At 63.5% G+C, this 23515-nt stretch carries 23 protein-coding genes; 15 read left to right on the top strand and 8 right to left on the bottom strand.

Annotated elements, in window-relative coordinates:
* The first annotated feature begins 63 nt into the window (after positions 1–63).
* The 7 genes from AC1DZU_RS31670 to AC1DZU_RS31640 all read left to right on the top strand — a co-directional run bounded on the left by AC1DZU_RS31670 (position 64) and on the right by AC1DZU_RS31640 (position 6930).
* On the top strand, positions 64–669 hold the full coding sequence (locus AC1DZU_RS31670; protein WP_477290865.1) for a CDP-alcohol phosphatidyltransferase family protein: 606 nt from the start codon (positions 64–66) through the stop codon (positions 667–669).
* A gap of 37 nt (positions 670–706) precedes the next feature.
* Positions 707–2485 carry a bifunctional alpha/beta hydrolase/class I SAM-dependent methyltransferase gene (locus AC1DZU_RS31665; protein WP_477290863.1) on the top strand — a complete coding sequence of 593 codons (1779 nt, stop codon included), beginning with the start codon at positions 707–709 and terminating at the stop codon, positions 2483–2485.
* Between the two features lie 5 nt (positions 2486–2490).
* Positions 2491–3813, top strand: coding sequence for a phosphatase PAP2/dual specificity phosphatase family protein (locus tag AC1DZU_RS31660; RefSeq protein WP_477290861.1), 1323 nt, complete (start codon positions 2491–2493; stop codon positions 3811–3813).
* Positions 3810–4253: a hypothetical protein gene (locus AC1DZU_RS31655; protein ID WP_477290859.1), complete on the top strand. Its 444-nt coding sequence runs from the start codon at positions 3810–3812 to the stop codon at positions 4251–4253. Before AC1DZU_RS31660 ends, AC1DZU_RS31655 begins: the two co-directional genes overlap by 4 nt.
* Positions 4250–4912 (top strand): lysophospholipid acyltransferase family protein, encoded by a 663-nt coding sequence (locus tag AC1DZU_RS31650; protein ID WP_477290857.1) that lies wholly within the window; start codon positions 4250–4252, stop codon positions 4910–4912. The genes AC1DZU_RS31655 and AC1DZU_RS31650 overlap by 4 nt, the downstream gene beginning before the upstream one ends.
* Complete coding sequence (locus AC1DZU_RS31645) at positions 4912–5847, top strand: phosphatidate cytidylyltransferase (RefSeq protein ID WP_477290855.1); 936 nt, start codon at positions 4912–4914, stop codon at positions 5845–5847. Before AC1DZU_RS31650 ends, AC1DZU_RS31645 begins: the two co-directional genes overlap by 1 nt.
* 108 nt (positions 5848–5955) lie before the next feature.
* The gene (locus AC1DZU_RS31640; RefSeq protein ID WP_477290853.1) at positions 5956–6930 is read left to right on the top strand and encodes a nucleoside hydrolase; all 975 of its coding nucleotides are present in this window, start codon (positions 5956–5958) and stop codon (positions 6928–6930) included.
* Positions 6931–7118: 188 nt separating this feature from the next.
* On the opposite strand, the gene AC1DZU_RS31635 is transcribed toward AC1DZU_RS31640, so the two are convergent.
* The 4 genes from AC1DZU_RS31635 to AC1DZU_RS31620 all read right to left on the bottom strand — a co-directional run bounded on the left by AC1DZU_RS31635 (position 7119) and on the right by AC1DZU_RS31620 (position 11731).
* Positions 7119–8102 carry a substrate-binding domain-containing protein gene (locus AC1DZU_RS31635; RefSeq protein WP_477290851.1) on the bottom strand — a complete coding sequence of 328 codons (984 nt, stop codon included), beginning with the start codon at positions 8100–8102 and terminating at the stop codon, positions 7119–7121.
* A gap of 67 nt (positions 8103–8169) precedes the next feature.
* Complete coding sequence (locus AC1DZU_RS31630; RefSeq protein ID WP_477290849.1) at positions 8170–9219, bottom strand: ABC transporter permease; 1050 nt, start codon at positions 9217–9219, stop codon at positions 8170–8172.
* Complete coding sequence (locus AC1DZU_RS31625; RefSeq protein WP_477290847.1) at positions 9219–10736, bottom strand: sugar ABC transporter ATP-binding protein; 1518 nt, start codon at positions 10734–10736, stop codon at positions 9219–9221. The genes AC1DZU_RS31630 and AC1DZU_RS31625 overlap by 1 nt, the downstream gene beginning before the upstream one ends.
* Positions 10733–11731: a LacI family DNA-binding transcriptional regulator gene (locus tag AC1DZU_RS31620; protein WP_477290845.1), complete on the bottom strand. Its 999-nt coding sequence runs from the start codon at positions 11729–11731 to the stop codon at positions 10733–10735. Before AC1DZU_RS31620 ends, AC1DZU_RS31625 begins: the two co-directional genes overlap by 4 nt.
* Positions 11732–11899: 168 nt before the next feature.
* Here AC1DZU_RS31620 and AC1DZU_RS31615 point away from each other — a divergent pair, with 168 nt between their 5' ends.
* The 3 genes from AC1DZU_RS31615 (at position 11900) to AC1DZU_RS31605 (ending at position 14149) form a co-directional block, all read left to right on the top strand.
* Positions 11900–12214, top strand: a complete 315-nt coding sequence (locus AC1DZU_RS31615) for a hypothetical protein (RefSeq protein ID WP_477290843.1) — start codon at positions 11900–11902, stop codon at positions 12212–12214.
* Positions 12211–13785 carry an FAD-dependent monooxygenase gene (locus AC1DZU_RS31610; RefSeq protein ID WP_477290841.1) on the top strand — a complete coding sequence of 525 codons (1575 nt, stop codon included), beginning with the start codon at positions 12211–12213 and terminating at the stop codon, positions 13783–13785. The genes AC1DZU_RS31615 and AC1DZU_RS31610 overlap by 4 nt, the downstream gene beginning before the upstream one ends.
* 76 nt (positions 13786–13861) lie before the next feature.
* The gene (locus AC1DZU_RS31605; protein ID WP_477290839.1) at positions 13862–14149 is read left to right on the top strand and encodes a hypothetical protein; all 288 of its coding nucleotides are present in this window, start codon (positions 13862–13864) and stop codon (positions 14147–14149) included.
* A gap of 17 nt (positions 14150–14166) precedes the next feature.
* On the opposite strand, the gene AC1DZU_RS31600 is transcribed toward AC1DZU_RS31605, so the two are convergent.
* Positions 14167–15702: a winged helix-turn-helix domain-containing tetratricopeptide repeat protein gene (locus AC1DZU_RS31600; RefSeq protein ID WP_477290837.1), complete on the bottom strand. Its 1536-nt coding sequence runs from the start codon at positions 15700–15702 to the stop codon at positions 14167–14169.
* 154 nt (positions 15703–15856) lie between these two features.
* Here AC1DZU_RS31600 and AC1DZU_RS31595 point away from each other — a divergent pair, with 154 nt between their 5' ends.
* A complete protein-coding gene (locus AC1DZU_RS31595) occupies positions 15857–16690 on the top strand; it encodes a GyrI-like domain-containing protein (protein ID WP_477290835.1) in 834 nt (277 codons plus the stop codon).
* Positions 16691–16694: 4 nt separating this feature from the next.
* Here the strand turns inward: AC1DZU_RS31595 and AC1DZU_RS31590 are convergent, their stop codons facing one another.
* From AC1DZU_RS31590 to AC1DZU_RS31580, 3 genes are read right to left on the bottom strand one after another with little or no spacing between them, the layout of a single operon-like run.
* Complete coding sequence (locus tag AC1DZU_RS31590; RefSeq protein WP_477290833.1) at positions 16695–17840, bottom strand: alanine racemase; 1146 nt, start codon at positions 17838–17840, stop codon at positions 16695–16697.
* The gene (locus AC1DZU_RS31585) at positions 17837–19117 is read right to left on the bottom strand and encodes a D-arabinono-1,4-lactone oxidase (protein ID WP_477290831.1); all 1281 of its coding nucleotides are present in this window, start codon (positions 19115–19117) and stop codon (positions 17837–17839) included. The genes AC1DZU_RS31590 and AC1DZU_RS31585 overlap by 4 nt, the downstream gene beginning before the upstream one ends.
* Positions 19118–19126: 9 nt before the next feature.
* Entirely contained in the window at positions 19127–20314 is a 1188-nt protein-coding gene (locus AC1DZU_RS31580) for an MFS transporter (RefSeq protein WP_477290829.1), read from the bottom strand.
* A gap of 124 nt (positions 20315–20438) precedes the next feature.
* Between AC1DZU_RS31580 and AC1DZU_RS31575 the strand changes: the two genes are divergently transcribed.
* The 4 genes from AC1DZU_RS31575 to groEL form a co-directional block, all read left to right on the top strand.
* Positions 20439–21065: a TetR/AcrR family transcriptional regulator gene (locus AC1DZU_RS31575; RefSeq protein WP_477290827.1), complete on the top strand. Its 627-nt coding sequence runs from the start codon at positions 20439–20441 to the stop codon at positions 21063–21065.
* A gap of 179 nt (positions 21066–21244) precedes the next feature.
* Positions 21245–21904, top strand: a complete 660-nt coding sequence (locus AC1DZU_RS31570) for a hypothetical protein (RefSeq protein WP_477290825.1) — start codon at positions 21245–21247, stop codon at positions 21902–21904.
* Between the two features lie 413 nt (positions 21905–22317).
* Positions 22318–22614, top strand: coding sequence for a co-chaperone GroES (gene groES / locus AC1DZU_RS31565; protein ID WP_006203049.1), 297 nt, complete (start codon positions 22318–22320; stop codon positions 22612–22614).
* Positions 22615–22676: 62 nt separating this feature from the next.
* Positions 22677–23515 (top strand): chaperonin GroEL (gene groEL / locus AC1DZU_RS31560; RefSeq protein WP_477290823.1); only part of this gene is annotated, 839 nt, incomplete at its 3' end.

Here is a 23515-nt window from a genome sequence, read left to right as displayed (position 1 = left end):
CCGCTGGTCGAGTTCGACAGATTGATGTACAGCCGCTGGTCAGGATCGGGGGATCAACCAAAAATGCCGACGCTCTACGCTCTCAAGCCAGCTTTCCAGGGAAGGCTGCGGCCGCTGGTCAATCGGCTGGCGGCAATCGGGGTCACCGCAAACAGCATAACCATCCTGGCTGCCCTGATGTCGATCGCAGCAGGGACGGCCATCGCGATTTTGCATGAATGGCGCTCGCTGCTGCTCGTTCCCGTGGTGATGTTCGTGCGCATGGCGCTGAATGCCGTGGATGGCATGCTGGCGCGGGAACACGGACAGGCCTCGACGCTCGGCATGTATCTGAACGAGTTTTGCGACGTCGTTTCGGACCTTGCGCTGATCCTGCCGTTCGCCGCCTTTCCACAGTTCAGCCCATGGGGCGTCGTCGCCTTCGCCCTCACCGCTGTGCTGACCGAATTCGCCGGCGTGCTCGGCATCGCTGCCGGGATCGGGCGAAATTATGCCGGGCCGTTCGGCAAGAGCGACAGGGCGTTGGCGCTTGGCGTGGTCGCCCTGCTGTGCGCCGCCGGGCTCTGGCCGGCTTCCATCGCGCAGCTTGTGTTTCCGGCCATGGCAACGCTTTCACTGTTGACCGCCATAAACCGGATACGCGCTGGCCTTATTGGCAGCGCCAGCTAAGCATCGAGGCTTCGCCATGCCGCCCGAGGGAGAGACCATGATGCACGAACCGATCGCCGCGGAAAGCCTTGAGCGGCAAGCGCAAGAGCGTGTCTTCCGCAGCCATGACGGGACGGAGATCTTCTACCGCTTCTGGCCGGCAGCTTCCGCCAATGCCAAGGGCGCGGTGGTGCTCTTCCACCGCGGCCACGAGCATGGCGGTCGCATGGCCCATCTCGTCGACGAATTGCAGATGCCGGACCACGCCTTCTATGCCTGGGATGCCCGCGGCAATGGCCGCTCGTCCGGCGAGCGCGGCTATGCCCCTTCCTTCTCGGCGCTGGTGCGCGACATCGACTGTTTCATGCGCGAGATCGCCGCCCGGGATGGCTTCGCCACGCAGGATATTGCACTGATCGCGCAATCCTTCGGCGCCGTGCTCACTGCGGCCTGGGTGCACGACTATGCACCGAAGCTGCGTGCCATGGTGCTGGCTTCACCAGCCTTTTCGGTCAAGCTGTACGTGCCCTTCGCCAAGGAAGGCATCGCGTTCTGGCAGAACATCAAGGGCCGCTTCTTCGTCAATTCCTACGTCAAGGCGAAGTTCCTGACCCATGATCCCGTGCGCATCGCCTCCTTCGAGAGCGATCCGCTGATCACGCGGCCGATCGCCTCCAACATCCTGGTCGAACTCTACCAGCACGCGGCACGCATCGTTGCGGACGCCCGCGCCATCACCGTGCCGACGCAGCTTCTGCTTTCCGGCAGCGACTGGGTGGTGCGCCACGGCCCGCAGCACGCGTTTTTCGTCAATCTCGGCAGCCGCACAAAGGAACGCCATGTGTTGCCGGGATTCTTCCACGACACGCTGGGCGAACGCGACCGGGCGCAGGCCCTCGACCTGATCCGGCCGTTCCTGGAAAAGCAGTTCGCCTCGCCGGATGCGCCTGTCGACCTGAAGCAGGCTGATATCGCCGGGTACACGCGCGATGAGGCCGACAGGCTTGCGTCACCGCTCGACCTCTTGTCGCCGAAGGGCCTTTATTGGGCATTCAGCCGTGCCTCCATCCGCATGGGCGCCTGGGTCTCGTCGGGCATGAAGGCAGGCGTCACCACGGGCTTCGATTCCGGCTCGACGCTGGATTACGTCTACGAGAACGACGCGCGGGGTCTCACACCGCTTGGCCGTGTCGTCGACCGCATCTTCCTGGAAGCCATTGGCTGGCGCGGCATCCGCCAGCGCAAGCTGCATCTCGAAGAGCTGATCTCCTCTTGCCTGGCGACGCTCAAGGCCACTGGGCGGCCAGCGCACATTCTCGACATCGCCGCCGGCCACGGCCGCTATGTTCTCGATGCCATCGTGAAGAGCCCCGACCAGCCGGCGAGCGTGCGCCTGCAGGATTACTCCGACCTCAATGTCCAGCTTGGCCGCAAGCTGATCGCCGAGCAGCAATTGCCGGCGAGCGTGTCGTTCCAGCGCGCGGACGCTTTCGATGCCGACATGCTCGCCTCGATCGATCCGGCGCCCGACCTAGCCATCGTTTCCGGCCTCTACGAACTGTTCTCGGACAACGCCATGATCGCCCGCTCGCTCGGTGGGCTTGCTCACGCCATGCAGCCGGGCAGCCTGTTGCTCTACACCAACCAGCCCTGGCATCCGCAGCTTGAGATGATCGCCCGCAGCCTGACCTCGCATCGCGGCGGCCAGGCCTGGGTGATGCGCCGGCGCACGCAAGGCGAAATGGACCAGCTCGTCGAAGCCGCCGGTTTCGAAAAGCTCGAGCAGCGCATCGACCAATGGGGCATCTTCACCGTCTCGGTCGCACGGCGCCGCTGAACAGGATGGTATCATCGCTTGCATCCACGGTGCGCGCAGAACCTTATGGCCGGGTGGTCGTCAGGGCAGCGCTTTGGCTGGCCTTCCTGGCGCCGTTCTTCTACCTCAGCTACGGCTTCGCCAACTGGCTGGCGTCGCGGCGCGACGACGTCGGCAGCATCGTGTTCGCCTGGGAACACAGCATCCCCTTCCTCGCCTGGACCATCGTGCCCTACTGGTCGATCAACCTGTTCTACGGCCTGTCGCTGCTGCTCAACGACAGCAGGCAAGGGGTCGACCGCCTGGCCGGGCGTTATCTCACCGCGCAGATCGTCGCCGTTGCCTGTTTCATCCTGTTCCCGCTGACACTGACGTTCGTGCGGCCTGCAACGAGCGGCCTGCCGGGTTTCCTGTTCGCCGTGCTTGGCGGTTTCGACAAGCCGTTCAACCAGGCGCCCTCGCTGCATATCGCCCTGCTGGTGATCATCTGGGACCACTGGCGCCACCGGCTCAGCGGCCTCCTCCTGCCGCTGTGGCATGGCTGGTGCGTCCTGATCGGCGCTTCGGTGCTGACAACCTGGCAACATCATTTCATCGACATCCCGACCGGCGCGCTGCTCGGGTTCTTCGCCCTGTGGCTGTTTCCGCGCACTGGCGAGCTGCCGTTTTCAGGCGCCCGGCTGACCAGCGATGCCAAAGCGCGCCGGCTGGCGCTGTTCTATACGCTGGGCGCCATCCTTGCGCTGGCCGGTGCCGCGCTCGGCGCCTTCTTTTTCGCTACAGCACTCATCTTGCTTTGGCCGGCACTGGCACTGGCCATCGTCGCCTTCGCCTATGGCGGGGCCGGCGCAAAGGTGTTCCAGAAGACCGCGGAAGGTCATGTGTCCCTGGCAAGCCGCGTCCTGCTTTGGCCCTACCGGCTGGGCGCTGGGGTGAATGCCGCGATTTGGACGCGTAAGCTCCCGCCGTTCGTGGCCGTCAGTGACGGCGTCTTTCTCGGTCGCTTTCCCTCGGCAAGCGAAGCCAACGGCTTCGGCACCGTGATCGACCTCGCCGCCGAACTTGAAAAGCCGGCGGCCGCAGATTGCCGCTGGATCAGCTTTCCGATGATAGACCTCTTGCCGCCGCCCGTGACGATGCTTGAGCAGGCAGCCAGCGCGCTGGAGAACGCGCGCCGCGACGGCACCGTGCTGGTCTGCTGCGCGCTCGGCTTCCAGCGCAGCGCCGGCGTTGTCGCCCAATGGCTGTTGGCAACCGGCAGGGCCAGGACGCCGAGGCTTGCCCGCGAGATGCTGATGGCGACCGGCCGGCCGGTTCATCTTGCCGAGGCCAAGGAACGGGCGGCATGACGAGCAATGCCGACCAGGAACGCGCCGATCGCTTCGCCCGCATGCTGATAAAGCAAGCCGCATGGCCGGCTGCGACTGTGGTGGCCGCAAATATCCTTGCGCCTTTGGCTGCTTCGGCACGCGGCGCCTTCGAGACCTTGCCCGCGGCCATCGCGCTGTCTGTCACAGCCGCGAGCGCGGTCGCCGTGCTAGCGCTGTCAGCGCTTCTGGTGTTCGACGCGCTGTTGTTCCGGCTGATGGCCAGCCACGATGACGAGGCTTCCGGTGGTGCCGCGGTGGATGACATACTGGCGCGCATGCGCCTGAAACCCTCCCCGTCCACGACACGTTCGCTCGATGACCGCATGGCCGGCACCCGCCGCCTGCTGTTCAAGCAGCGCGCCGCGCTCGCCCTGTTTGCCGCAGCGCTTCTGGCCGCGGGGTTCTGGGCGCCGCGATGAGCAAGCTTTCGCTCAAGACCTTCACCTTGCTGCAGACGGTAACCTCCGTTGGCCTGTCTGCGCTGGCCTGGGTGGTGACCGGGGTGCGTCCGATCTGGAACGGCAGCCTGCCGTCCGACCGGCAGCGCATCTATTTCGCCAATCACACCAGCCACGGCGACTTCATCCTGCTGTCGGCCTGCCTGAGCGAGAAGGAGCGCGCGGTCACCCACGCCGTTGCCGCCGGCGAGTACTGGGGAAAGTCGCGGCTGCGCCGCTTCATTGCCGAGGACATGCTGTCGTCGGTGCTCATCAACCGGCAATGGACGAGACCTGAAGAAAACCCAATCGAAATCATGTTGTCCGTTCTCGACCAGGGCCATTCGCTGATCCTGTTTCCCGAGGGCACGCGCAACATGACCGAAGAGCCGCTGCTGGCATTCCGCTCGGGGCTCTACAATCTTTCGATGGCACGGCCGGAGGTCGAGCTGATCCCCTGCTGGATCGAGAACATGTCGCGCGTGCTGCCCAAGGGCCAGTTCCTGCCGGTGCCGCTGCTGTGCCGCGTCGTCTTCGGCGCGCCGGTGGCTGTGGCTCCAGGCGAAGAACGCCGCGCCTTTCTCGAGCGCGCCCACGCCACGCTTCTGGCGCTCAACCCGCGCCCCGAGCGAGACGATTGATGCGCCACGAAATCTCCATTCTGATCATCGGCCTGCTGGCGGTGCTGACCACCGCCAGCATCGTCGCCGCCATACTTTCGGCGCGGGCGCCGAAGCCGCTCAGTTCAACGCTGGTCAACCTCACCCAGCGCATCAACGCCTGGTGGGTGATGGTGGTGTTGATAACGGTCGCCTTCTTCTTCGGCCGCGACGGTATGACCATCCTGTTCGCGCTGATTTCGTTTGCGGCGCTGCGCGAATTCGTGACGTTGACGCATACAAGCCGCAGCGATCATTGGGTGCTGCTCGGCATGTTCGGCATCATCATACCGTTTCAATACTGGCTGGTGTGGACCGCCTGGTACGGGCTCTTCGTCATCTTCATTCCGGTCTATTGCTTCCTGCTGATGCCGGCCATCACCGCGCTGCATGGCGACACCGAACGGTTTCTCGAGCGGATCGCCGCCCAGCAATGGGCGGTGATGATCTCGGTCTATTGCGTCAGCCATGTCCCGGCGCTGCTGACCCTCAATGTGCCAGGCTTCGAAGGCCGCAACCTGTTGCTGATCGCCTTCCTGATCATCGTCGTGCAAGGCAGCGACGTGCTGCAATACATCTTCGGCAAGCTGTTCGGAAAACACCGTTTTTCGCCGAACGTCTCGCCGTCGAAAACCTGGGAAGGCCTGATCGGCGGACTGGTGTCGGCGAGCCTGCTCGGCGCGCTGCTGTCGTTCGTGACGCCCTTCTCGCCGCTGCAGGCGGCAGCCGTGGCCTTCGTCGCCTGCTCGATGGGTTTTCTGGGTGGACTGGTCGCCTCGGCCATCAAGCGCGACCAGGGCGTCAAGGATTGGGGCCATCTGATCGAAGGCCATGGCGGCATGATGGACCGGACCGACAGCCTGGTCTTCGCTGCCCCGATCTTCTTTCACATCGTGCGCTATTTCTGGACGGTGTGAGCGCCTGTTTGGAAACTCTACGCTGGGTCGGCTGAGCGCCAGATGCTTGACGGCGTAGGTGCGGCAGTCTCTTGTCCCGACAGGCTCGGCCGGCAAAAGAGGTGCCACATGGAAAAGATCATACTGGACTGCGACCCGGGGCATGATGACGCTATCGCCATCCTGCTGGCAGCAGGCAATCCACAGATCAATCTCCTCGGCATCACCACCGTGTCGGGCAACCACAATGTCGAAAACACCACACGCAATGCCCTTTCGGTATGCACCGCCTATGGCATCAAGGTGCCGGTGGCGAAGGGCTCTCCCGGCCCGCTCCTCATCGATCAGGTGCTGGCCATCGAGATCCACGGCGAAACCGGGCTCGATGGCCCTGTGCTGCCGCCAGCCTCGTTCGAGCTCGACAAGCGCCATGCCGTCGACTTCATCATCGACACGGTCATGGCGCATGAGCCGAAGACGATCACCCTGGTGCCGGTCGGTCCCTACACCAACATTGCACTTGCCGTCCGCAAGGACCCCCGCATCGTCGAACGGGTGAAGCGCGTCGTCGCGATGGGGGGAAGCTATGCCAGGGGCAACATCACCCCCGCGGCTGAGTTCAACGTCTATGCCGACCCGGAAGCCGCCGATGTGGTGTTCCGGGCCAACTGGGACGTCACCATGGTGGGTCTCGACCTGACGCATCAGGCGCTCGCCACCAAAGAGCTTCAGGACCGGGTGCGCACCGTCGGCGGCCCGATGGCCAAGTTCATCCTCGATATCTGGGAGTTCATCGCGACCACGCATGGCGGCCTCCTGCAGATCGAGTATCCCGCCGTCCATGACGCATGCTGCGTCGCGGCGATGATCGACCCGACCGTCTTCACCACCGAGAAGGCCGACATCCGCGTCGAGCTTGCCGGCCGGTGGACCAAGGGCATGACGGTCTGCAATTTCGAGAAGATGGGTGGTATGCACCATTTCGGCGGCACGGCGAGCGAGCAGGTCGACTTCCGCCACACCGTTGCGATGAAGCTCGACCATCAAAAATTCTGCGATTTGATTGTGGATGCGCTGGAACGGCTGACGAGGCAGAAGGGGTGACACACCCTTCCTCCGGATAGTCGTCGTAGCGATATCGCTATCTTCGTCCGTGACGTCACGCGCCCCGTGTGATCCAGCGAACTCTTACCCACGGCGATCAGAGCCGGTCGACTTGCCGGTGAGGGTTGCGAACGCGCGCAGGGCGGGGTCTGGACCCCGCCCTGGTTCGGACAATCTACAAGAAGAGCCTACTTGCCGGCGAGCTGCTTGGCGTTCTCGGGCGTGATCGCGGTCGTGTCGACGGTGACGGTCGAATCCACTGACGAGGCGCAGTCGAGCAGGATCTTCTTCGACATCTCGATCGCTTCCTTGGCACCGGTCGGATAGGTGAAGGTCGCGGCCCAGTCGCCTTTCGCCACCGCCTCGATGCCGCCGGCAGGTCCCGGCAAGCCGTCGGTGCCGATGATCTTGACGTCCTTGCCAGCACCCTTGGCAGCGAGCAGCGCGCCGGCCGCCATCATGTCGTTCGAGGCATAAAGCACCTTGATGTCGGGGTGCGCCTGCAGCATGGCCGAGAAGGCGGTCTGGGCTTTGTCCGGCACCCAGTCGGCGGCCTGCTCGGCGACGACCTGGATCTTGGCATTCTCCTTGACGCCATCCTTGAAACCGTTCAGCCGTTCGACCGCGGGCGTAGAGCTTGGCAGTCCTTCGAGCACGGCTGCTTCGCCACCATCGGGCAGCAAGGTCTTGGCAGTATACTTACCCGCCTCGAGCGCGATCTTGTAATTGTCGCCGCCGATGAAAGCGGTGTAGTCCTTGCCGGGATCGCCGACCGTCTTGCGATCGAGTTCGATGACCGGGATGCCGGCATCCATGGCGCGTTTGACCGCCGGCGTCAGCGGTGCCGCCTCGAAGGGCGAGATCAGCAGAAGATCGACTTTCTGGGTGATGAAATTGTCGACCTGCGAGGTCTGCGTGTTGACGTTGCCAGCGCCGTCGGCGATCTGCAGCGTGAAGCCCGGAACTTCCTTGGCCGCCGCGGTCAGCTCGTCATTGACGTGCTGACGATAGGGTTCGGCATTGTTGGCTTGCGAAAAGCCGATGATGAACTGGCCGTCCTTGGCGCAGGCCTTGACCATCGGATCGGCAGCCTGGGCGGCTCCTGCGATGCACAGGCCAGCGCCTGCCAGAAGCACGGTCTTGAGGGCACGCCTTTGTCTTGTGGTTTTCATACTCACTCTCCTCCTCGTCGGGCCGGGGCCAGACCTTGGTTGACTTCGACTTCCTGCCGCCAACCTCCTAACGACCCAAACCCTCGCGGCGACGAACGAGGGATTGAAGCACTGCCGCCAGCACGATGATCGCGGCGGTCGCGAGCAGCTGCATGGCGGGGGTGATGTTGTTGAGCTGAAGGATGTTGGCGAGCGCGCCGAGCATAATGGTGCCGGCGACGGTGCCGACCATCGAGCCGGCGCCGCCGAACAGGCTGGTGCCGCCGATGACCACGGCGGCAATCGCGGTAAGCTCGTAGCCCATGCCGTCATTGGCACTGCCAAAATTGAACTGGCCAGCATGCACGATGCCGGCAAGTGCGGCGGCAAAGCCGGTGATGGCGTAGACCGATATCTTGACCATCGACACCGGCACGCCGGAAATACGCGCCGCGCGATCGTTGCCGCCGACGGCAAAGACATAGCGGCCGAAACGTGTGGTGTTGAGCACGATGGTGGCGATCGCGGCAAAGACGATGAACACGATCGTCGCCACAGGCACGGTGTTGTCGAACAGCCGCTCACCCAGCACCGCGAACACCGGTGGCGCCAGCCCCGGCCCGTCGCCATAGGAAATGTTGATGTACTGATTGCCCGACACGACCAGCGCCAGTCCGCGCGCCGCCTGCAGGCCGGCGAGCGTCACGATGAACGGCTCGAGCCGGAAGCGGCTGGAGATGGTGCCCTGGATGACGCCGAAGACGATGCCCATGACGAGCACCGCCAGGATGGTGGGGATGAGCCCGAAGCCGCCCGAAATCATCATCGATGCGGTGACGACGCTGGAGAGCCCGAGCACCGCGCCGACAGAAAGGTCGATGCCGGCAGTGATGATGACGAATGTCATGCCGATGGCGATGATGCCGGTCTCGGACACGGCGCGAACGATGTTGGCGATGTTGTCGGGGTTGAGGAACAGGATTTCGCCATGCCGGCGCGGCGAGAAGATGACGCCGCCGATCGCCACGACGACGAGGCCGATCAGGCTCTGGAAGCGCACCACCAAGGCTAGCGGATCGCGATGCACCGGTGCTGCGGCCACCGGGCCGCTTGCCGCCGAAATCTTCTGCTCAGACATCAGGCCTCCCTGCCATTTGCCGCGTCAAGCACCGTGTGCTCGTCGACGCCGCCGATGAATTCCGCCACGTTGCGCCCTTGGCGCAGCACCACGATACGGTCGCACAGGCCGATCAGCTCCGGCATCTCGCTGGAAGCGACCAGGATGCCGAGGCCCTGTGCAGCCAGTTGCCGCAGCCGCGTGTAGATCTCACCCTTGGCGCCGACATCGACGCCGCGCGTCGGTTCGTCGAGCAGCAGCAGCCGGGGATTGCCGAGGATCTCCTTGGCGAGCACCACCTTCTGCTGATTGCCGCCCGAAAGCGCGCCTACGGCGATGTCGGGATTCTTCGGCCTGATATCGAACTGGCCGAAGGACTGCTTCACCGCGTCCGCCTGCCGGCGCGCCGACATCAGCCCGAAGGGTGAGATGCGCCGGATCACCGACATGACCAGGTTGAGGCCCACCGCCATCCTCAGCATCAGGCCGCTGCCGCGCCGATCGTCGGTGACGAAGGCGATGCCGGCGTCGCGTGCGGCTTTGATGGAATCGAGCTTTACCGGGCGGCCGTCGACCGCGACATCACCCTCCCAGCGGCCGGCAAGGCCGGTGCCGTAGAGCGCGCTCAAGAGTTCGGTACGCCCTGCCCCCATGATGCCGGCCAGCCCGACGATCTCACCTGCCTTGACGTCGAGTGAGATGCCTGTCGGCGGCTGCCATCCAGCGCTTTCATGGGCGAGCCTGAAGCTCGCATTACGCAGGCTGAGCAATGTCTTGCCAGCCTCCGTGGCGCGTTCGGGATAAAGCTCATCCAGCGGCCGCCCGACCAGAAGGCGCACCAGTTCGGCCTGCGGCGCGTGCGGCTCGGTGACGCCGGCGACGCGACCGTCGCGCATCACCGTAACCCGGTCGGCGATCTGCGGCACCTCTTCCAGGCGATGTGAGATATAGACGATGCCGACGCCGCTGGCGGCGAGCTTGCGCATGATGTCGAACAGCCTTTCGACCTCGCTCACCGTCAGTGCTGCCGTCGGCTCGTCCATGATCAGCACGCGCGAGGCGTAGGACAGTGCCTTGACGATCGCCACCACCTGGCGCTGGCCGATCGACAGGTTCGCCACCATGCTGGCGGGATCGATGGCAAGCTCTATGGCTTCGAGCCGCTTGCGGGCCTCGCTGCGCATCGCCGGCACGTCGAGGAAGCCGCCCGGCCGCATCAGTTCGCGGCCGAGGAAGAGGTTGGCCGCCACGTCGAGCGTTGGCACCAGGTCGAGTTCCTGGAAAATGGTGGCGATGCCAGCCGCCTGCGCTTCACGCGGGTTGTGGAAGCGCACTGGCTTGCCGTCGATCTGGATGGTGCCCTCGTCCGGCGCATAGACACCCGACAACAGGTTCATGAGGGTCGACTTGCCAGCGCCGTTTTCACCGAGCAGCGCGTGGATCTCGCCGGGCTTGAGGTCGAAGTCGACGCCACGCAGCGCCTGGACGCCGCCAAAGCGCTTGACCGCGCCGGTGACCGACAGCAGCGGCGCACTCATGCCGGCCTCGCGCAGGATTGACGGACCTGCAGCGTGGCCTGCAGCCGCACCGCCTGCGGCTCCAAATCGGTGGATGCGATGCGGGCGCAGAGCAAGGCAGCCGCCTGTCGTCCGATCTCGGTACATGGTTGCGCGACAAGCGTCAGGCGCGGCTCGAAGCAGTCTGCCCATTCGAAATCGTCGAATCCGGCGAGCGAAAGGTCCGCCGGTATCGAGAGGCCTCGCTCGCGGATCGCCCGCACCGCTCCGATCGTCGTCATGTTGTTGCCGGTGACCAATGCCGTAGGCGGCGAAGGCAATGACAGGATGGCGTGGGTCGATGCCGTTGCGCTCGCCGTGTCGACGTTCTCCGGCGAGACATAGTGCGGCAGGCACTCAAGTCCATTGGCCGCCAGCGACCCGCGAAAAGCGTCGATGCGTTCGCGCGTCGTCGCCAGGTCCGGCTGGCCGGCGATGTAGCCGATGCGTTTGTGGCCGAAGGAGGCGACGTGATCGATCAGCGCGCGCATCGACGACTGGTTCTCGACGCCGATCTGGTCGAAGCGGTCGTCGGCGAAGCGGTCGATGAGCACGCAGGGCAGCTTCTTCTCCGCCAGATAGTCGATGGCCCGCTGCGGCGCGCCCGACGGCGCCAGGATGACGCCGTCGACCCGCCGCTGGTGGAAGGCGCGCACCACCGAAAGCTCGCGGTCGGGATCCTCCTGCGTGTCAGAGAGGAAGACCATGAGGCCAAGGCGTGCGCATTCGGCCTCCACCGCGCAGATAATGTCGGTGAAATAGGGGTTTGAAATCGCCGAGATCGCCAGGCCCACACTGTTGGTCGAGGCCACTTTCAACGACCGTGCTAGCTCGTTGGGCTGATAACCCATGGCGGCGATCGCATCATTGATCAGCTGCGCCTTCTGCGGCGAGACAAAGCGGGTGCGGTTGATAACATGCGAAACGGTCGAAACCGACACGCCGGCGCGGCGCGCGACCTCAGCCATTGTCGGCATGATGACTCAAACGGAGTGCTGGCAAGCGCTCCTCCCTGATGATGCGTTCCAGTCCGCTCTCATTGTTCTTGGCGGATTTTGGGAAACCATAGGACCATCGAAACGTTTGCGCAATCGCTTCGATAGCCTTTTCCGGCCAATTCTCGTCGCCCCCGAAAGACGGGCGTCTTGCAGGATCGGCCGATCACCTTCGTTTCGATTTTGCTCGATGCGCATTCGATGAAACTGACCGGGGTATTCCTTGGCGCTGTCAAGCGACGCTCTGCCGAGGCTTGTCCACTCAAGGCAACATTCCCGGCCCGCCGTGCCGCGGTCCTTGCCGCGCCGATAGCTCGAGGCGGTGGCGATGCCTGCACAAGCAGACGACCAACTCAACCAAACATCGGAAAATTTTCAGAAACGAATCGGGATTTTTCGGCCCCGAAATCGCAAGACCATGCGGCTGGCGAAAAAATCCGCACTGTTCAAGGAGAAGAAAAATGAGCATGTCAAAGACCAAGGTCCTCATTGCCGGCGCCGGGCCGACCGGGCTGACGCTCGCGCTCTGGTTGACGCGGCTCGGCGTGCCGGTCCGCATCTTCGACAAGGCGTCCGCTCCGGGCGAAACCTCGCGTGCGCTGGCCGTCCAGGCACGTACGCTAGAGTTCCATCGCCAGATCGGCATCGTCGAAGACGTGCTCGCCGCCGGCGTGCGGATCGAACAGCTCACCGTGCACACGCCGGCCGGCATTGCGGCCAGGCTGCCGCTGGCCGACTTCGGCCGCGGCATCAGCCCCTACCCGTTCGCTTTCGCGTTGCCGCAGGACATCCACGAGCGCGTGCTGATCACGCACCTGGAACGTGCCGGCATCGAGGTCGAGCGCGACACGGAGCTGGTCGCCTTCGAGGACAAGGGCGATGCTGTCGTCGTTACCTTGAATAGGGACGGCCGCACGGAAACGGTCAGTGCCGCCTACCTGGCCGGTTGCGACGGCGCTCGCAGCGCCGTGCGCCACGGGCTGAACATCGGCTTTCCCGGCGGCACCTACGAACAGTCCTTCTACGTCGCCGACGTCGACGGTCGCGGCGACGTCACACGCAATGGCATGGACACTGTCATCAGCGCCTATGGCTTCGCCATCGTCATGCCGGTCCGGCAATCGGGCTCCCTGCGCCTGATCGGCATCGTGCCGAAAGCGCATGAGGCCGACGAGTCGATCACCTTCGAGACGATCCGCGCCGATGTCGAGCGTGAAACCGGCGTCAAGGTTCATCAGGTCAACTGGTTCTCGACCTACCGCGTGCATCATCGAGTCGCCGAGAATTTCCGCATCGGCCGGGTGTTCCTCGCCGGCGATGCCGGCCACATCCACAGCCCGGCCGGCGGCCAGGGCATGAATACCGGCATGGGCGATGCGGTTAACCTCGCCTGGAAACTGGCCGCCGTGGTTCAGGGGCGCGCCGACCAGCGCCTGCTCGACAGCTACGAGCCGGAGCGCATCGCCTTCGCCCGCAAGCTGATCGACAGCACCGACCAGGCGTTTCGGGTCGCCACCAGCCGCTCGCGGCTGGTCGGGCTGTTCCGCCGCTACCTGATGCCGAAGATCCTGCGCATAGCGCTCGGGACGACGGCGGGATCGCGCGCGTTTTTCGGGCTGATTTCACAGACCCGCATCCGCTACCGCGAAAGTCCGATCAGCAGCGGCAAGGCCGGTAGGATCGAGGGTGGCGACCGCCTGCCATATGTCGCCGGCGCCAGGGACGACAATTTCGAGCCGCTGCGATCGCTGGATTGGCAGGTGCATGTCTATGGCGAACTCAATGCCGAGTTCCGGGCGATGCTTGCGCCCGCCGGCATCCCAATCCATGCCTTCGCCTGGTCGGACATGGCCAAGGCCGCTGGTCTGCAGCGCGACGGCGCCTACCTGGTGAGGCCGGACGGCCATGTCGCGCTGGCCTCGCCGGTCCAGGAGGCAGCCTCCTTCCAGCGGTACATCGCAGGCCTCGCCATCAGGCCTCGGGTCGCCGAGCGCGCGCCCTATCGCATCTCGGGCACCATGCACAGCCTGGCTTGAATGCGCCAACCCAACGGCGTGCGCATTCGCGCGTACTGAAAAGACGTTTCATCATGACCAAATCAGGAGAGAGAAAATGCCTATCAAATCCGGGAAGAAAATCCGCCTGATCGCCACGGCTGTGGCAATTGGCCTCGCCGTAGAGATCATAGGCAGCACCGTGCCGGCGCTGTCGCTCGTCAGCCAGGCCGAAGCGCGTATCGGTCAGCCCTGGACGCCCCGCAGTGCCGCAGGCGTTGCGCGGCGGACCACAGCATGGCGCGTGCTGAAACACACCACGGCTTGGGTCGCCACACTGCCGACAGGCTGCGTGCGCACCAAGGTCAACGGCTTCGATGTCTGGCGTTGCGGTGGCACATACTAGCGTGCCTATCAGGGCCGCTATATCGTGGTGGTCGTCGATTGACCGACCTCGGACGTGGTCTCGCCGAGGGCGAGCCTGACGCCTTCTGCGAGATGCTCGGCGTCGACCTTGTTCTCGAATGGCACGCCGCGCAGAGCATAGTCGATCGGCGAAAACGGATCGCCCTGCTCGATGAGGGCGATCTGCCGCCGCGCCCGTTCCATGTCGCCTATCTGGGCATAGCAAGCTGCCAGCCTGGTGCGTATCCAGGGTGCCGGACGCGTGGCTAGCTCCAGCGCTTCCGCCGCCTGTCGGTATTCCCCCATCATGTAGAGCGCCAGAGACCGGTCAAACTGGTACCAGTGCGGGTGCAAGGGATCGATGCGGATGCCGCGCGCCAGCCACGTCAGCGCATCCAGCGGCCGGCCGCGCATGGTGAGCAGCATGCCCATCTGCTCGATGCAGTCGGCATCGTAGGGATTGAGCTGCAGCGCGATACGCATGTGATGCTCGGCCGCTTCATGGTCGCGCATATACAGCCTGATCAATGACTGCACACGATGGCCGGTCGGCTGGTCCGGCGACAATGCCAGGCCCTTGTCGGCGAGATCGCGCGCATTTTCCAGCACTGCGTCACTGGCGCGCCCGAATTCTCCATCCAGCGCCTTGGTCAGAGCGAGATAGGTGTAGGCCAGTCCATAGTTCGGATCCTTGGCGATTGCCGCCTCGAACATTGCCTCCGCACCTTTCTGGTCGGTCTGGGCTGGATCGCGCAACAGCGCAAAGCCACGCAACGCCAGTTCATAAGCCGCCAAGCTGGTGACCGGCTTGCGCGATGCCTGTTGCAGCCCTGCATTGGTGACCCGCGTGACCAGCCTGCCGACGATCTGCTCGACAACCTCATGCTCGATCGCAAACAGGCCTGTGCCCTGCGACTGGTAGCGGTCGCCCCAGAGTTGGCTTGCGGTCGCGATGTCGATCAGGTTCACGGCCGTTATGACTTGCTCGCCTTGCCGGCGCAGCGATCCTTCGACAAGATAGTCTGCGCCGATGCGGGCGCGGATTTGAGACCACTCGTCGCGTCCGAAAGAGGCGAACGAAAAACTCGAATTGCGGGCGAGCACCGTGACCGTCCCAAAGCGCGCCAGGCCGTTGATGATATCCTCGGCAAAGCCGTCGACCACCGCCTCGTCGGCCGGATCACCGCTGTCGTTGCGAAAGCGTATCACGGCCACGACCGGTTGCGCCCCGATCTCCGGCGCAGTCTCGGCTTCGGCGGCGAGCATATAGCCGCGCTTGGATACTGTGCGCACCATGTCATCGCCGAGCACCTTGCGGATTTCGCGGATCGACTGGGTCAGCGAATCCTCGGTGACGTAGACACCCGGCCATACGACATCCATCAGTTCCGATTTCGGAACGACCCGGCCCATGTTGCGGGCAAGGTGCGAAAGCAGCGCGTAGGCCTTCGGGCGCAGGAACAGCGGCTCGTTGACGCCACGCAACGTTCCCTTGGCGAGGTCGAGCGTGAATCCTCCAAACCGGAAAAGCTGATCGGCAGTCGCCGTCGTCATTGGGACCCCTCCCCGGACACTGCGCATCACGCCGCGTCGAACCCACATCAACGCGGCACGGGATTTGGTGCATTATTGCCCAGTGCGCAATTTCAATCAAACTGGCCGCTTGGAGAGACAGCAAGATGGTTTGGCCAACGCGGGAAGGAACTCGATGAATCCGACGGAAAAAGCGCTGTGGTTCGTCGAGAGCCATCTGCCCGAAGCGGTCTCGCTCGACGATATCGCCCAAAGCAGTGGCGTGTCGCGCTTTCATGTGACGCGGGCTTTCGGGGCCGCCACCGGCCGCTCGGTGATGGGCTACATGCGCGCACGCCGGCTGACCGAAGCGGCGCGCAAGCTGGCCGGCGGGGCGCCCGACATCCTCTCGCTCGCGCTCGACGCCGGCTACAACTCGCATGAGGCGTTCACCCGCGCCTTCCGTGACCAGTTCGGCACCACGCCGGAACTGGTGCGCGCGCAAGGCACGCTCGACAACCTCGATCTCGTGGAGCCGATCCTGATGGACCAGTCCTTCCTTGCCAACCTCGAACCGCCGCGCTTCGAAACCAGCCGGCCGTTCTTGATCGCCGGCCTCGGCAAACGCTACAGCTGCGAATCTAGCGCCGCCATTCCCATGCAGTGGCAGCGCTTCGGTCCCTATATCGGCAACATTCCGGGCGAGACCGGCAACGTCGCCTATGGCGTCTGCGTCAACGGCGACGATGCCGGCAATTTCGACTACATCGCCGGCGTCGAAGTGTCGGATTTTTCCGACCTGCCGAAGGAGCTCAGCCGGGTACGCGTACCGGCGCAGAAATATGCCGTCTTTGCCCATCGCGAGCACATCTCGACCATCCGCCGGACCGTCAACACGATCTGGAACAAGTGGCTGCCGACCTCCGGCCACGAGATCGCGGATGCTCCCGAATTCGAGCGCTACAGCCCCGAATTCGATCCGCGCAGCGGCAATGGCGGGCTGGAGATCTGGATACCGGTCAAGGCGTAGTCGTTCATCCCATCGGCAGAGCGGGCCATCGCTCGGCGATCCTGCCACCAGAGAACACCGCGATCGATCCGAACTGTTGCAGCACGGCCTCGCTCTGCGTCGGGCGCAGGAACGCGTAGTCGCCGGGCTTCGCGGTCGCATCAGCCGGCAGGCCCATGAATTGCTGGTTCGAGGAGAGGCCGAGCAGGCCGTTCGTCTTCATCCCTTCGGGGAAGACCGGCTCGGCCATCCACTTGCCGCCATAGAGATAGCAGCCCTTGCGTGGAAAGCGGCCGAGCGCCTGCAGCAGGCGGGTGACGGCCGGCGGGCCGGGCAGCTTCGGCTCTACCGCTTTCAGGATCGGCGTCGCGACGAAGGCCGCCGGCTGGAAGCCTTCGAGGCCGGGCGTATCGAAATCGCTCGGCAGCACAAAGGCCGAGCCCATCGACACCTCGTTGGCGGCGCTGCGATGGTGTAGCAGCGCGGTCTTGCTGCCGCCGATGTTCAGGATACGGCGCTGGTCGGCGCCGAGGCACGCGACGAAGGCGGTGGCCCGTTCCGAAGCTTTCGCCAACGCCTTGGCCGGCCCGCCGAACAGGCCGGGGATGAGCGGCGCATGCGCTTCGTAGGCCATGACGCCTTCGCAACGCAGCCATTTGTGGCTCGGCAAGATACCCAATGCCTTTGACAAGGCCGCCGGGCTGGCAAACCCGCCGCGATGCAGCCCGACATCGATCTCGAAGGCGATGCGAAGCTCGGCGCCGAGTTCGTCCGCGAGCGCGCCATATTCCGCCAACCGCTCCTGCGTATCGATCAGCCAGCAGACGCGCGACCAGTCGGTGTCCCCTTTCACCAGTGCCGCCCTTGCCGCGTGGACCGGCATCGGCTTGCCGTACAGTATGTCGGCGGCGGGATATGCTTTCAGCACGGCTTGCGTGATTGGCGGATGGAAAGTCATGAAGCGATTGGTGCCTAGAGCCTTGCCGATGTGCGACAGCAGCGGCAGGCAAGCGAGCGACTTGTCGACCAGCCGCACGGCAAGGCCGGCGTCAAGCCTCTCTTTCACCAGGGCAATGTTGCGGTCCAGCCGATCGCGATCAAGCAGCAGGCAGGGCTGGAAGACGCCGGCTTGGCTCAATGCATCCGAAAGAGTGGCGAAATAGGCGCTCATCGCTCGATGCCGAACAGGCCGGCCATGTATGGCGAGACGAAGCGGTTTTCCGGATCAATGTCGCGGCGCACCGCCATCGCCTCGTCCCAGCGCGGATAGAGCTTTTTCAGGTCCGCCGCCTTCAGGCTGTGCATCTTGCCCCAATGCGGCCTACCGCCATATTTGCGGAAGATCGGCTCGGCCGCTCGCATGAACGGCAACGGATCGCTTGCCGCGTCATGGTGGATGGCGATCGAGCAAGTCAGCCTGTTGTGGAATGGCGAAAGCCAGAACTGGTCCGGTGCGACGGAGCGCACCTCCATCGGGAAATAGACCTCGGGAAAGCGCTGTTCCGTCAGTTCGATGATCTCGGCCAGCGCCTTCGGCCCCTCCTCGAACGGCAGATGATATTCCATCTCGTTGAACTTGGTCTGCCGGTCGCTGGCATAGACGTTGAGCCAGTCCTGCACATAGTCCTCGGCGGGCACTTTTGCGACGGCGCCGCGGATCAGCCGGCGGCGGAGCGACGGCAGCCAGGCGAGCCCGGTGCGCAGCCGGCGCAGCGTCCTCAACCCGCCCTCGTCATCCTCGGTCGGGCGCGTGGTGGTCGCCGCGGTGCTGAAGTCGCTGGCGATGAACTGCGCATAGCCGGAAAACGGAATGTAGTAGAATTCGGCCGAACGGTGCGCGGCCATCATCGTTTCGAAATCGCGCAGCATGTCGGCGATCGGCAGCACCCATTTGCGGCGGCGCAGCCGATAGGTCGCGATGTTGTTCAGCGTCACCTCGGTCATCACGCCGAAGGCGCCAAGTGCGACGCCGACCGCATGGATCATCTCCTGATCCCCTGCCCGCTTGAAGTCGCGGAGTTTGCCAAGCCCGTCGACGATCTGCACCGTTTCAAGCTGCGTGTGGTAGGCACCGAGCGTCGGTCCAGAGCCATGCGTGGCGGTGCCGAGCGCGCCACCGATCGCCTGGCGGTCGATGTCGCCCATATTTGGCAGGCCCTGGCCGATGCCTTGCAGGATGTGCATGAGCGGGCCGAGCCGGGTCCCTGCCCGCACGCTTGCCTGATGTTTTTCGACGTCGTGCGAGACCAGCCCTTCCAGTCTCTCCAAGGACAGGATCGTGCCCTCGGATTTCACCAGCGGCGTAAAGGAATGGCCGGCTCCGACGACGCGGACCGGACCGGGTGCGGTGCGAACGAGATCACCGAGTTCGCCGGCGTCAGTTGGGGTGGCAATCAGCTGCGGTTCAGCGCTGATGTAGCCGGACCAGTTGCTCCAAGTGTTCGACATGTTGCCTCCTCAGGCAACGGCGCGGCGACGCCGGGACACAAGGATGAACAGGCCAAGCAGCGCCGCGCTGGCAATGGCGCTGGTGGCGGCGAATTCCGGCACGGGGCGAAAATCCTTGCCGTCGATGAGCAGCGACGCCGCGACCGGCCCGATCGCCAGGCCAAAAAGCTGCGCCGCCGGCACCAGCAGCACGGCGGTGCGCGTCTCATCGGCGGTAATCGCCAGCCGTATCTGGTAGGGCACGATAAACAAGAGGATGAAGCCCATGACCAAGGCGGCAACCCAGAATGTGATGAGGTCAGGTCCGCTGGCGAGGACCAGGGAACTGACAAACGCGACGGCGCCGATCGCGGCGATGGCAAGGCGGTAATCGATGCGCGCCTCGAACACGGTCGCTGTCATCGCACCCAGGACCTGAACCGCGAGGCTGGCCGAGACGATCAGGCCGACGGTGCGGCCATCGATGCCGTATTGTGCGCCAAGCGGCTCCAGAAAGGCCCACACCGCGCCGAAGAACATGAAGTAGCAGAAGACCGACAGCAGCGCAGTCATCGAAGGGACCGTCAGCACATTGGCCAGGTTCTCTTCCTTGGGCAGATCGGCATAGTCACTGGGAACGGTGAAGGCGATCGCCACCGAGGCAACGCAGACGACGGCGAGAACGATGAAGCCGCCCGCCGACCCGGCTGCCGGGATGACATAGAGCGCCAACAGCAGGGCAAGCGCGCATTGCGCCAGCGTCTGCATGGTGACGAAATAACCGCCGATGCGCTCGGCCCGCCGCGAGCGGGCAATGAGTTCGGTGGCGACCGCCACAAGGCCGCCTTCGGCCAGGCCTGCCAGGGCGCGAGCCGCAATCAGCATGTTGGCGCCGGCGGCATAGGCCGTCCAAACATTCGCCATCGCCAGCAGGAGCAGAAGGGCCGCACTTTTCCAGCGCATGTTGTGGGCCGAAAGCAGCATCGCCACGATTGCTGAGCCGATGGCAATGGCGATCATCTCGGCGGTGGCGACCAGCGCCAGCTCATCGCCGCTGACATGGCCCTCGGTGAAAAGGGCGCCGAGCAGCACCGGTTGCAGTCCGAGGATGAGCAGGCCGACCGAACCGATCCACAAGGCCGAGGCAAGCTGCCTGCCGGTCGGATTGCCGACCAGCCAGTCGCCGCTTCCCGTGTGCCCGGTATCTGTCGAAGTCAAAGGCGCCTCCCAACGTCCTTGCCGTGCGGCAAAAAAACTGACAATCTGTCAGCATTTCAGAAACTGATACTTGATCATATTTTTTGTCAATCAGAATTTGGAAACTCGTGCGAAAGACCAGTGCGTGATGGAAGCGACGCGAACAGCCACCGAGCCCAGGCGCAAACCCAAGCAGGAGCGTAGCCGAGAGCGCATCGACGCGATCCTGTCGACGACCATGCGGCTGATCGGCGAAAAGGGCATCGACGCCGTCACCATGAAGGAAGTCGGCATGCTGGCGGGCGGACCGATCGCCACCGTCTATCATTACTTCCCCAACAAGTCGGCGATCCTGGCGATGCTCTACGAGCGGTTTTCCGAGGTCAGCCGCACGCGGCTGACAGCGATCATCGGCGACATCCGCGAAGCCAAGGACGTGATCGTGGCCGCCGACCGGCTGCTTGACGACTATCACAGCCGTGTCGCAGGCGATCCGGCCATCCAGGATCTGCAGAACGCCATCCAGGCCGACAAGGCGCTCAAGAATCTCGACATCGCCGAAACCCGGCATCAAGCCAAGATGTTCTGCGACCATGTGATCGGCCTGCTCGAACCCCAGAAGCGGGAGCAGTTCGAACGCATCGTTCTGCTGATCTTCCAGCTAGCCGGTGGTGTGGTGCGCCTGGCGCTTGCCGAGGGCAAAGCGGAAAGTCGCCAGACCATCGAGGATTACCGGTCGATCATCCACACCCAACTGCGGCTCTTTCTCTAGTCGAACGCGGCGGGACTCAACGCCCAGCGCATCGAGGTGTCGGGCGGAATGAGCATCTAGTCCAAATCTGCGGCAGCAAGGTTGGTGACGTGATGGTAGTGGGTCAGGCCGCTCGCGGGCCGTACAACAAGCAGAAAATCTGATATTGTCTTTTCCTCCACATCGGAGGGTTATTATTCATGACCCGTCATTGCATTATGCTGACGGATGATGGTTTGAACGTTGGGAGGTGGCAAATGCGCTTATACTCTCAATTCGCTCTGCGGACTGCACGAACGCTCGCACTCCTACTGCTGGCTCTCACATTTGCCCGCCCAGTCAGTTCACAAACCACGACGTCCGACGACACGATCCAGGTCATTGCTCAGCAGCAGAAAGTGATCAGTGAAACATACAAACTGGAAAGGGCCGGCGAGGGGGTCATGTATCTGGAGACTCTTGCGCTGCTCGCAGCCTATGGCGGCTGGTCGCGCTATGACCCAGCCACCGCAGCATCGTTGGGGACGAAGCGGATAGAAAACCTTAAACTACATGAAATGGTGGGGAACCGAAAGCTAGACATTGTCCATGCAATGACGGCAGTAAAGCGAAACAAAAGCCTGTCTGAGGACGAACTGAAACGGTTTTCAGATATCTACCAAAATGCCGAGACTTTATGCGCCGTGGCAATTGACGTGCATGACCTGCTTGAGGACGGCAAGATCGACGAAGCCAACGCTCTCTATCGCGACAAATCGATCCCCTTGATAAACACGATAAATGCAGATTCATACACATTGATTTCGAGCTTGGAGGACAAGATTGATAAAGCTGCGCTTCATGCTCGTCTCGCCAAGTAGGACGACGGGCGCGCCTCCCAACTCGCCGTAATCATAATCGCCGACGGTTCATAGGCAGGACCGCAAACCCGAGCATCGTCCTCGTCGGTATTGGCGCGAATGGTTTGCTGTTTGACCTTGAGACACAAGAAATTGGGTCCCGCTTAGGGCGTTGACTAAGAGACCGCGCGACGGTCCCCACGGACGCGATAGGCAAATTCCACGTTGGCCCACGGCAACCGGCACATTCCGGAAACGAGCGGTTGCGGAAAACAAAATTTCACGCGCATGGGCAGTTCCGAGCGCCTTGACTCTGGCAGGCCGGCGGCCTATCTCAGCGCCACGTTAGCACTCGCCATTGGTGAGTGCTAACCGTATGTCCGGCGCCGCCGGATGGAGGAACTGTTCTCACCGTTCTCATCGAGGAAGAAAAAATGGCAAAGTCGAAGTTCCGCCCGCTTCATGACCGCGTGGTCGTTCGCCGGGTCGAATCCGAATCCAAGACCGCCGGCGGGATCATCATCCCCGATACGGCAAAGGAAAAGCCGCAGGAAGGCGAGATCATCGCTGTCGGCTCCGGCGCTCGTGACGAAGCCGGCAAGCTCGTCCCGCTGGATGTCAAGGCCGGCGACCGCATCCTGTTCGGCAAGTGGTCGGGCACCGAAGTCAAGCTCAATGGCGAAGACCTTCTGATCATGAAGGAATCCGACATCATGGGCATCATCGGCTGATATCAGCACTTTCCGTCAACTGAATTCCAGGGCTCAATCCAAGCCCTTGCCAGGAGTTAAAAATGGCTGCCAAAGACGTAAAATTCTCCCGTGATGCCCGCGAGCGCATGCTGCGCGGCGTCAACATCCTCGCCGACGCGGTGAAGGTCACGCTCGGCCCCAAGGGCCGCAACGTCGTCATCGACAAGTCGTTCGGCGCCCCGCGCATCACCAAGGACGGCGTCACCGTCGCAAAGGAAATCGAGCTCGAGGACAAGTTCGAAAACATGGGCGCGCAGATGGTCCGCGAAGTTGCTTCGAAGACCAACGACATTGCCGGCGACGGCACCACGACCGCGACCGTTCTGGCGCAGTCGATCGTCCAGGAAGGCCACAAGTCGGTTGCCGCCGGCATGAACCCGATGGACCTGAAGCGCGGCATCGATCTGGCCGTGACCGAAGTCGTCGCGGCGCTCGGCAAGGCTGCCAAGAAGATCAAGACCTCCGAGGAAGTTGCTCAGGTTGGCACGATCTCGGCCAATGGCGACGAGTCGGTCGGCAAGATGATCGCGGAAGCGATGCAGAAGGTCGGCAACGAGGGCGTCATCACGGTCGAGGAAGCCAAGACCGCCGAGACCGAACTCGAAGTCGTCGAAGGCATGCAGTTCGACCGCGGCTACCTCAGCCCCTACTTCGTCACCAACGCCGACAAGATGGTTGCCGAGCTCGAGGACGTCTACATCCTCCTGCACGAGAAGAAGCTCTCCAACCTTCAGGCCATGCTGCCGGTTCTCGAAGCCGTCGTGCAGACCTCGAAGCCGCTGCTCATCATCTCGGAAGACGTCGAAGGCGAGGCTCTGGCCACGCTGGTCGTCAACAAGCTGCGTGGCGGCCTGAAGATCGCCGCCGTCAAGGCGCCGGG

This window comes from Mesorhizobium sp. P2_A12 (genome assembly GCF_056405075.1).
This window is presented reverse-complemented; position numbering and strand designations above follow the sequence as displayed.

Bases quoted from the DNA above. Each gene is read 5' to 3' on its own strand.
- AC1DZU_RS31670 (WP_477290865.1), top strand. From the start codon at position 64: ATGCCGACGCTCTACGCTCTCAAGCCAGCTTTCCAGGGAAGGCTGCGG.
- AC1DZU_RS31665 (WP_477290863.1), top strand. From the start codon at position 707: ATGATGCACGAACCGATCGCCGCGGAAAGCCTTGAGCGGCAAGCGCAA.
- AC1DZU_RS31660 (WP_477290861.1), top strand. From the start codon at position 2,491: ATGGTATCATCGCTTGCATCCACGGTGCGCGCAGAACCTTATGGCCGG.
- AC1DZU_RS31655 (WP_477290859.1), top strand. From the start codon at position 3,810: ATGACGAGCAATGCCGACCAGGAACGCGCCGATCGCTTCGCCCGCATG.
- AC1DZU_RS31650 (WP_477290857.1), top strand. From the start codon at position 4,250: ATGAGCAAGCTTTCGCTCAAGACCTTCACCTTGCTGCAGACGGTAACC.
- AC1DZU_RS31645 (WP_477290855.1), top strand. From the start codon at position 4,912: ATGCGCCACGAAATCTCCATTCTGATCATCGGCCTGCTGGCGGTGCTG.
- AC1DZU_RS31640 (WP_477290853.1), top strand. From the start codon at position 5,956: ATGGAAAAGATCATACTGGACTGCGACCCGGGGCATGATGACGCTATC.
- AC1DZU_RS31635 (WP_477290851.1), bottom strand. From the start codon at position 8,102: ATGAAAACCACAAGACAAAGGCGTGCCCTCAAGACCGTGCTTCTGGCA.
- AC1DZU_RS31630 (WP_477290849.1), bottom strand. From the start codon at position 9,219: ATGTCTGAGCAGAAGATTTCGGCGGCAAGCGGCCCGGTGGCCGCAGCA.
- AC1DZU_RS31625 (WP_477290847.1), bottom strand. From the start codon at position 10,736: ATGAGTGCGCCGCTGCTGTCGGTCACCGGCGCGGTCAAGCGCTTTGGC.
- AC1DZU_RS31620 (WP_477290845.1), bottom strand. From the start codon at position 11,731: ATGCCGACAATGGCTGAGGTCGCGCGCCGCGCCGGCGTGTCGGTTTCG.
- AC1DZU_RS31610 (WP_477290841.1), top strand. From the start codon at position 12,211: ATGAGCATGTCAAAGACCAAGGTCCTCATTGCCGGCGCCGGGCCGACC.
- AC1DZU_RS31605 (WP_477290839.1), top strand. From the start codon at position 13,862: ATGCCTATCAAATCCGGGAAGAAAATCCGCCTGATCGCCACGGCTGTG.
- AC1DZU_RS31600 (WP_477290837.1), bottom strand. From the start codon at position 15,702: ATGACGACGGCGACTGCCGATCAGCTTTTCCGGTTTGGAGGATTCACG.
- AC1DZU_RS31595 (WP_477290835.1), top strand. From the start codon at position 15,857: ATGAATCCGACGGAAAAAGCGCTGTGGTTCGTCGAGAGCCATCTGCCC.
- AC1DZU_RS31590 (WP_477290833.1), bottom strand. From the start codon at position 17,840: ATGAGCGCCTATTTCGCCACTCTTTCGGATGCATTGAGCCAAGCCGGC.
- AC1DZU_RS31585 (WP_477290831.1), bottom strand. From the start codon at position 19,117: ATGTCGAACACTTGGAGCAACTGGTCCGGCTACATCAGCGCTGAACCG.
- AC1DZU_RS31570 (WP_477290825.1), top strand. From the start codon at position 21,245: ATGACCCGTCATTGCATTATGCTGACGGATGATGGTTTGAACGTTGGG.
- groES (WP_006203049.1), top strand. From the start codon at position 22,318: ATGGCAAAGTCGAAGTTCCGCCCGCTTCATGACCGCGTGGTCGTTCGC.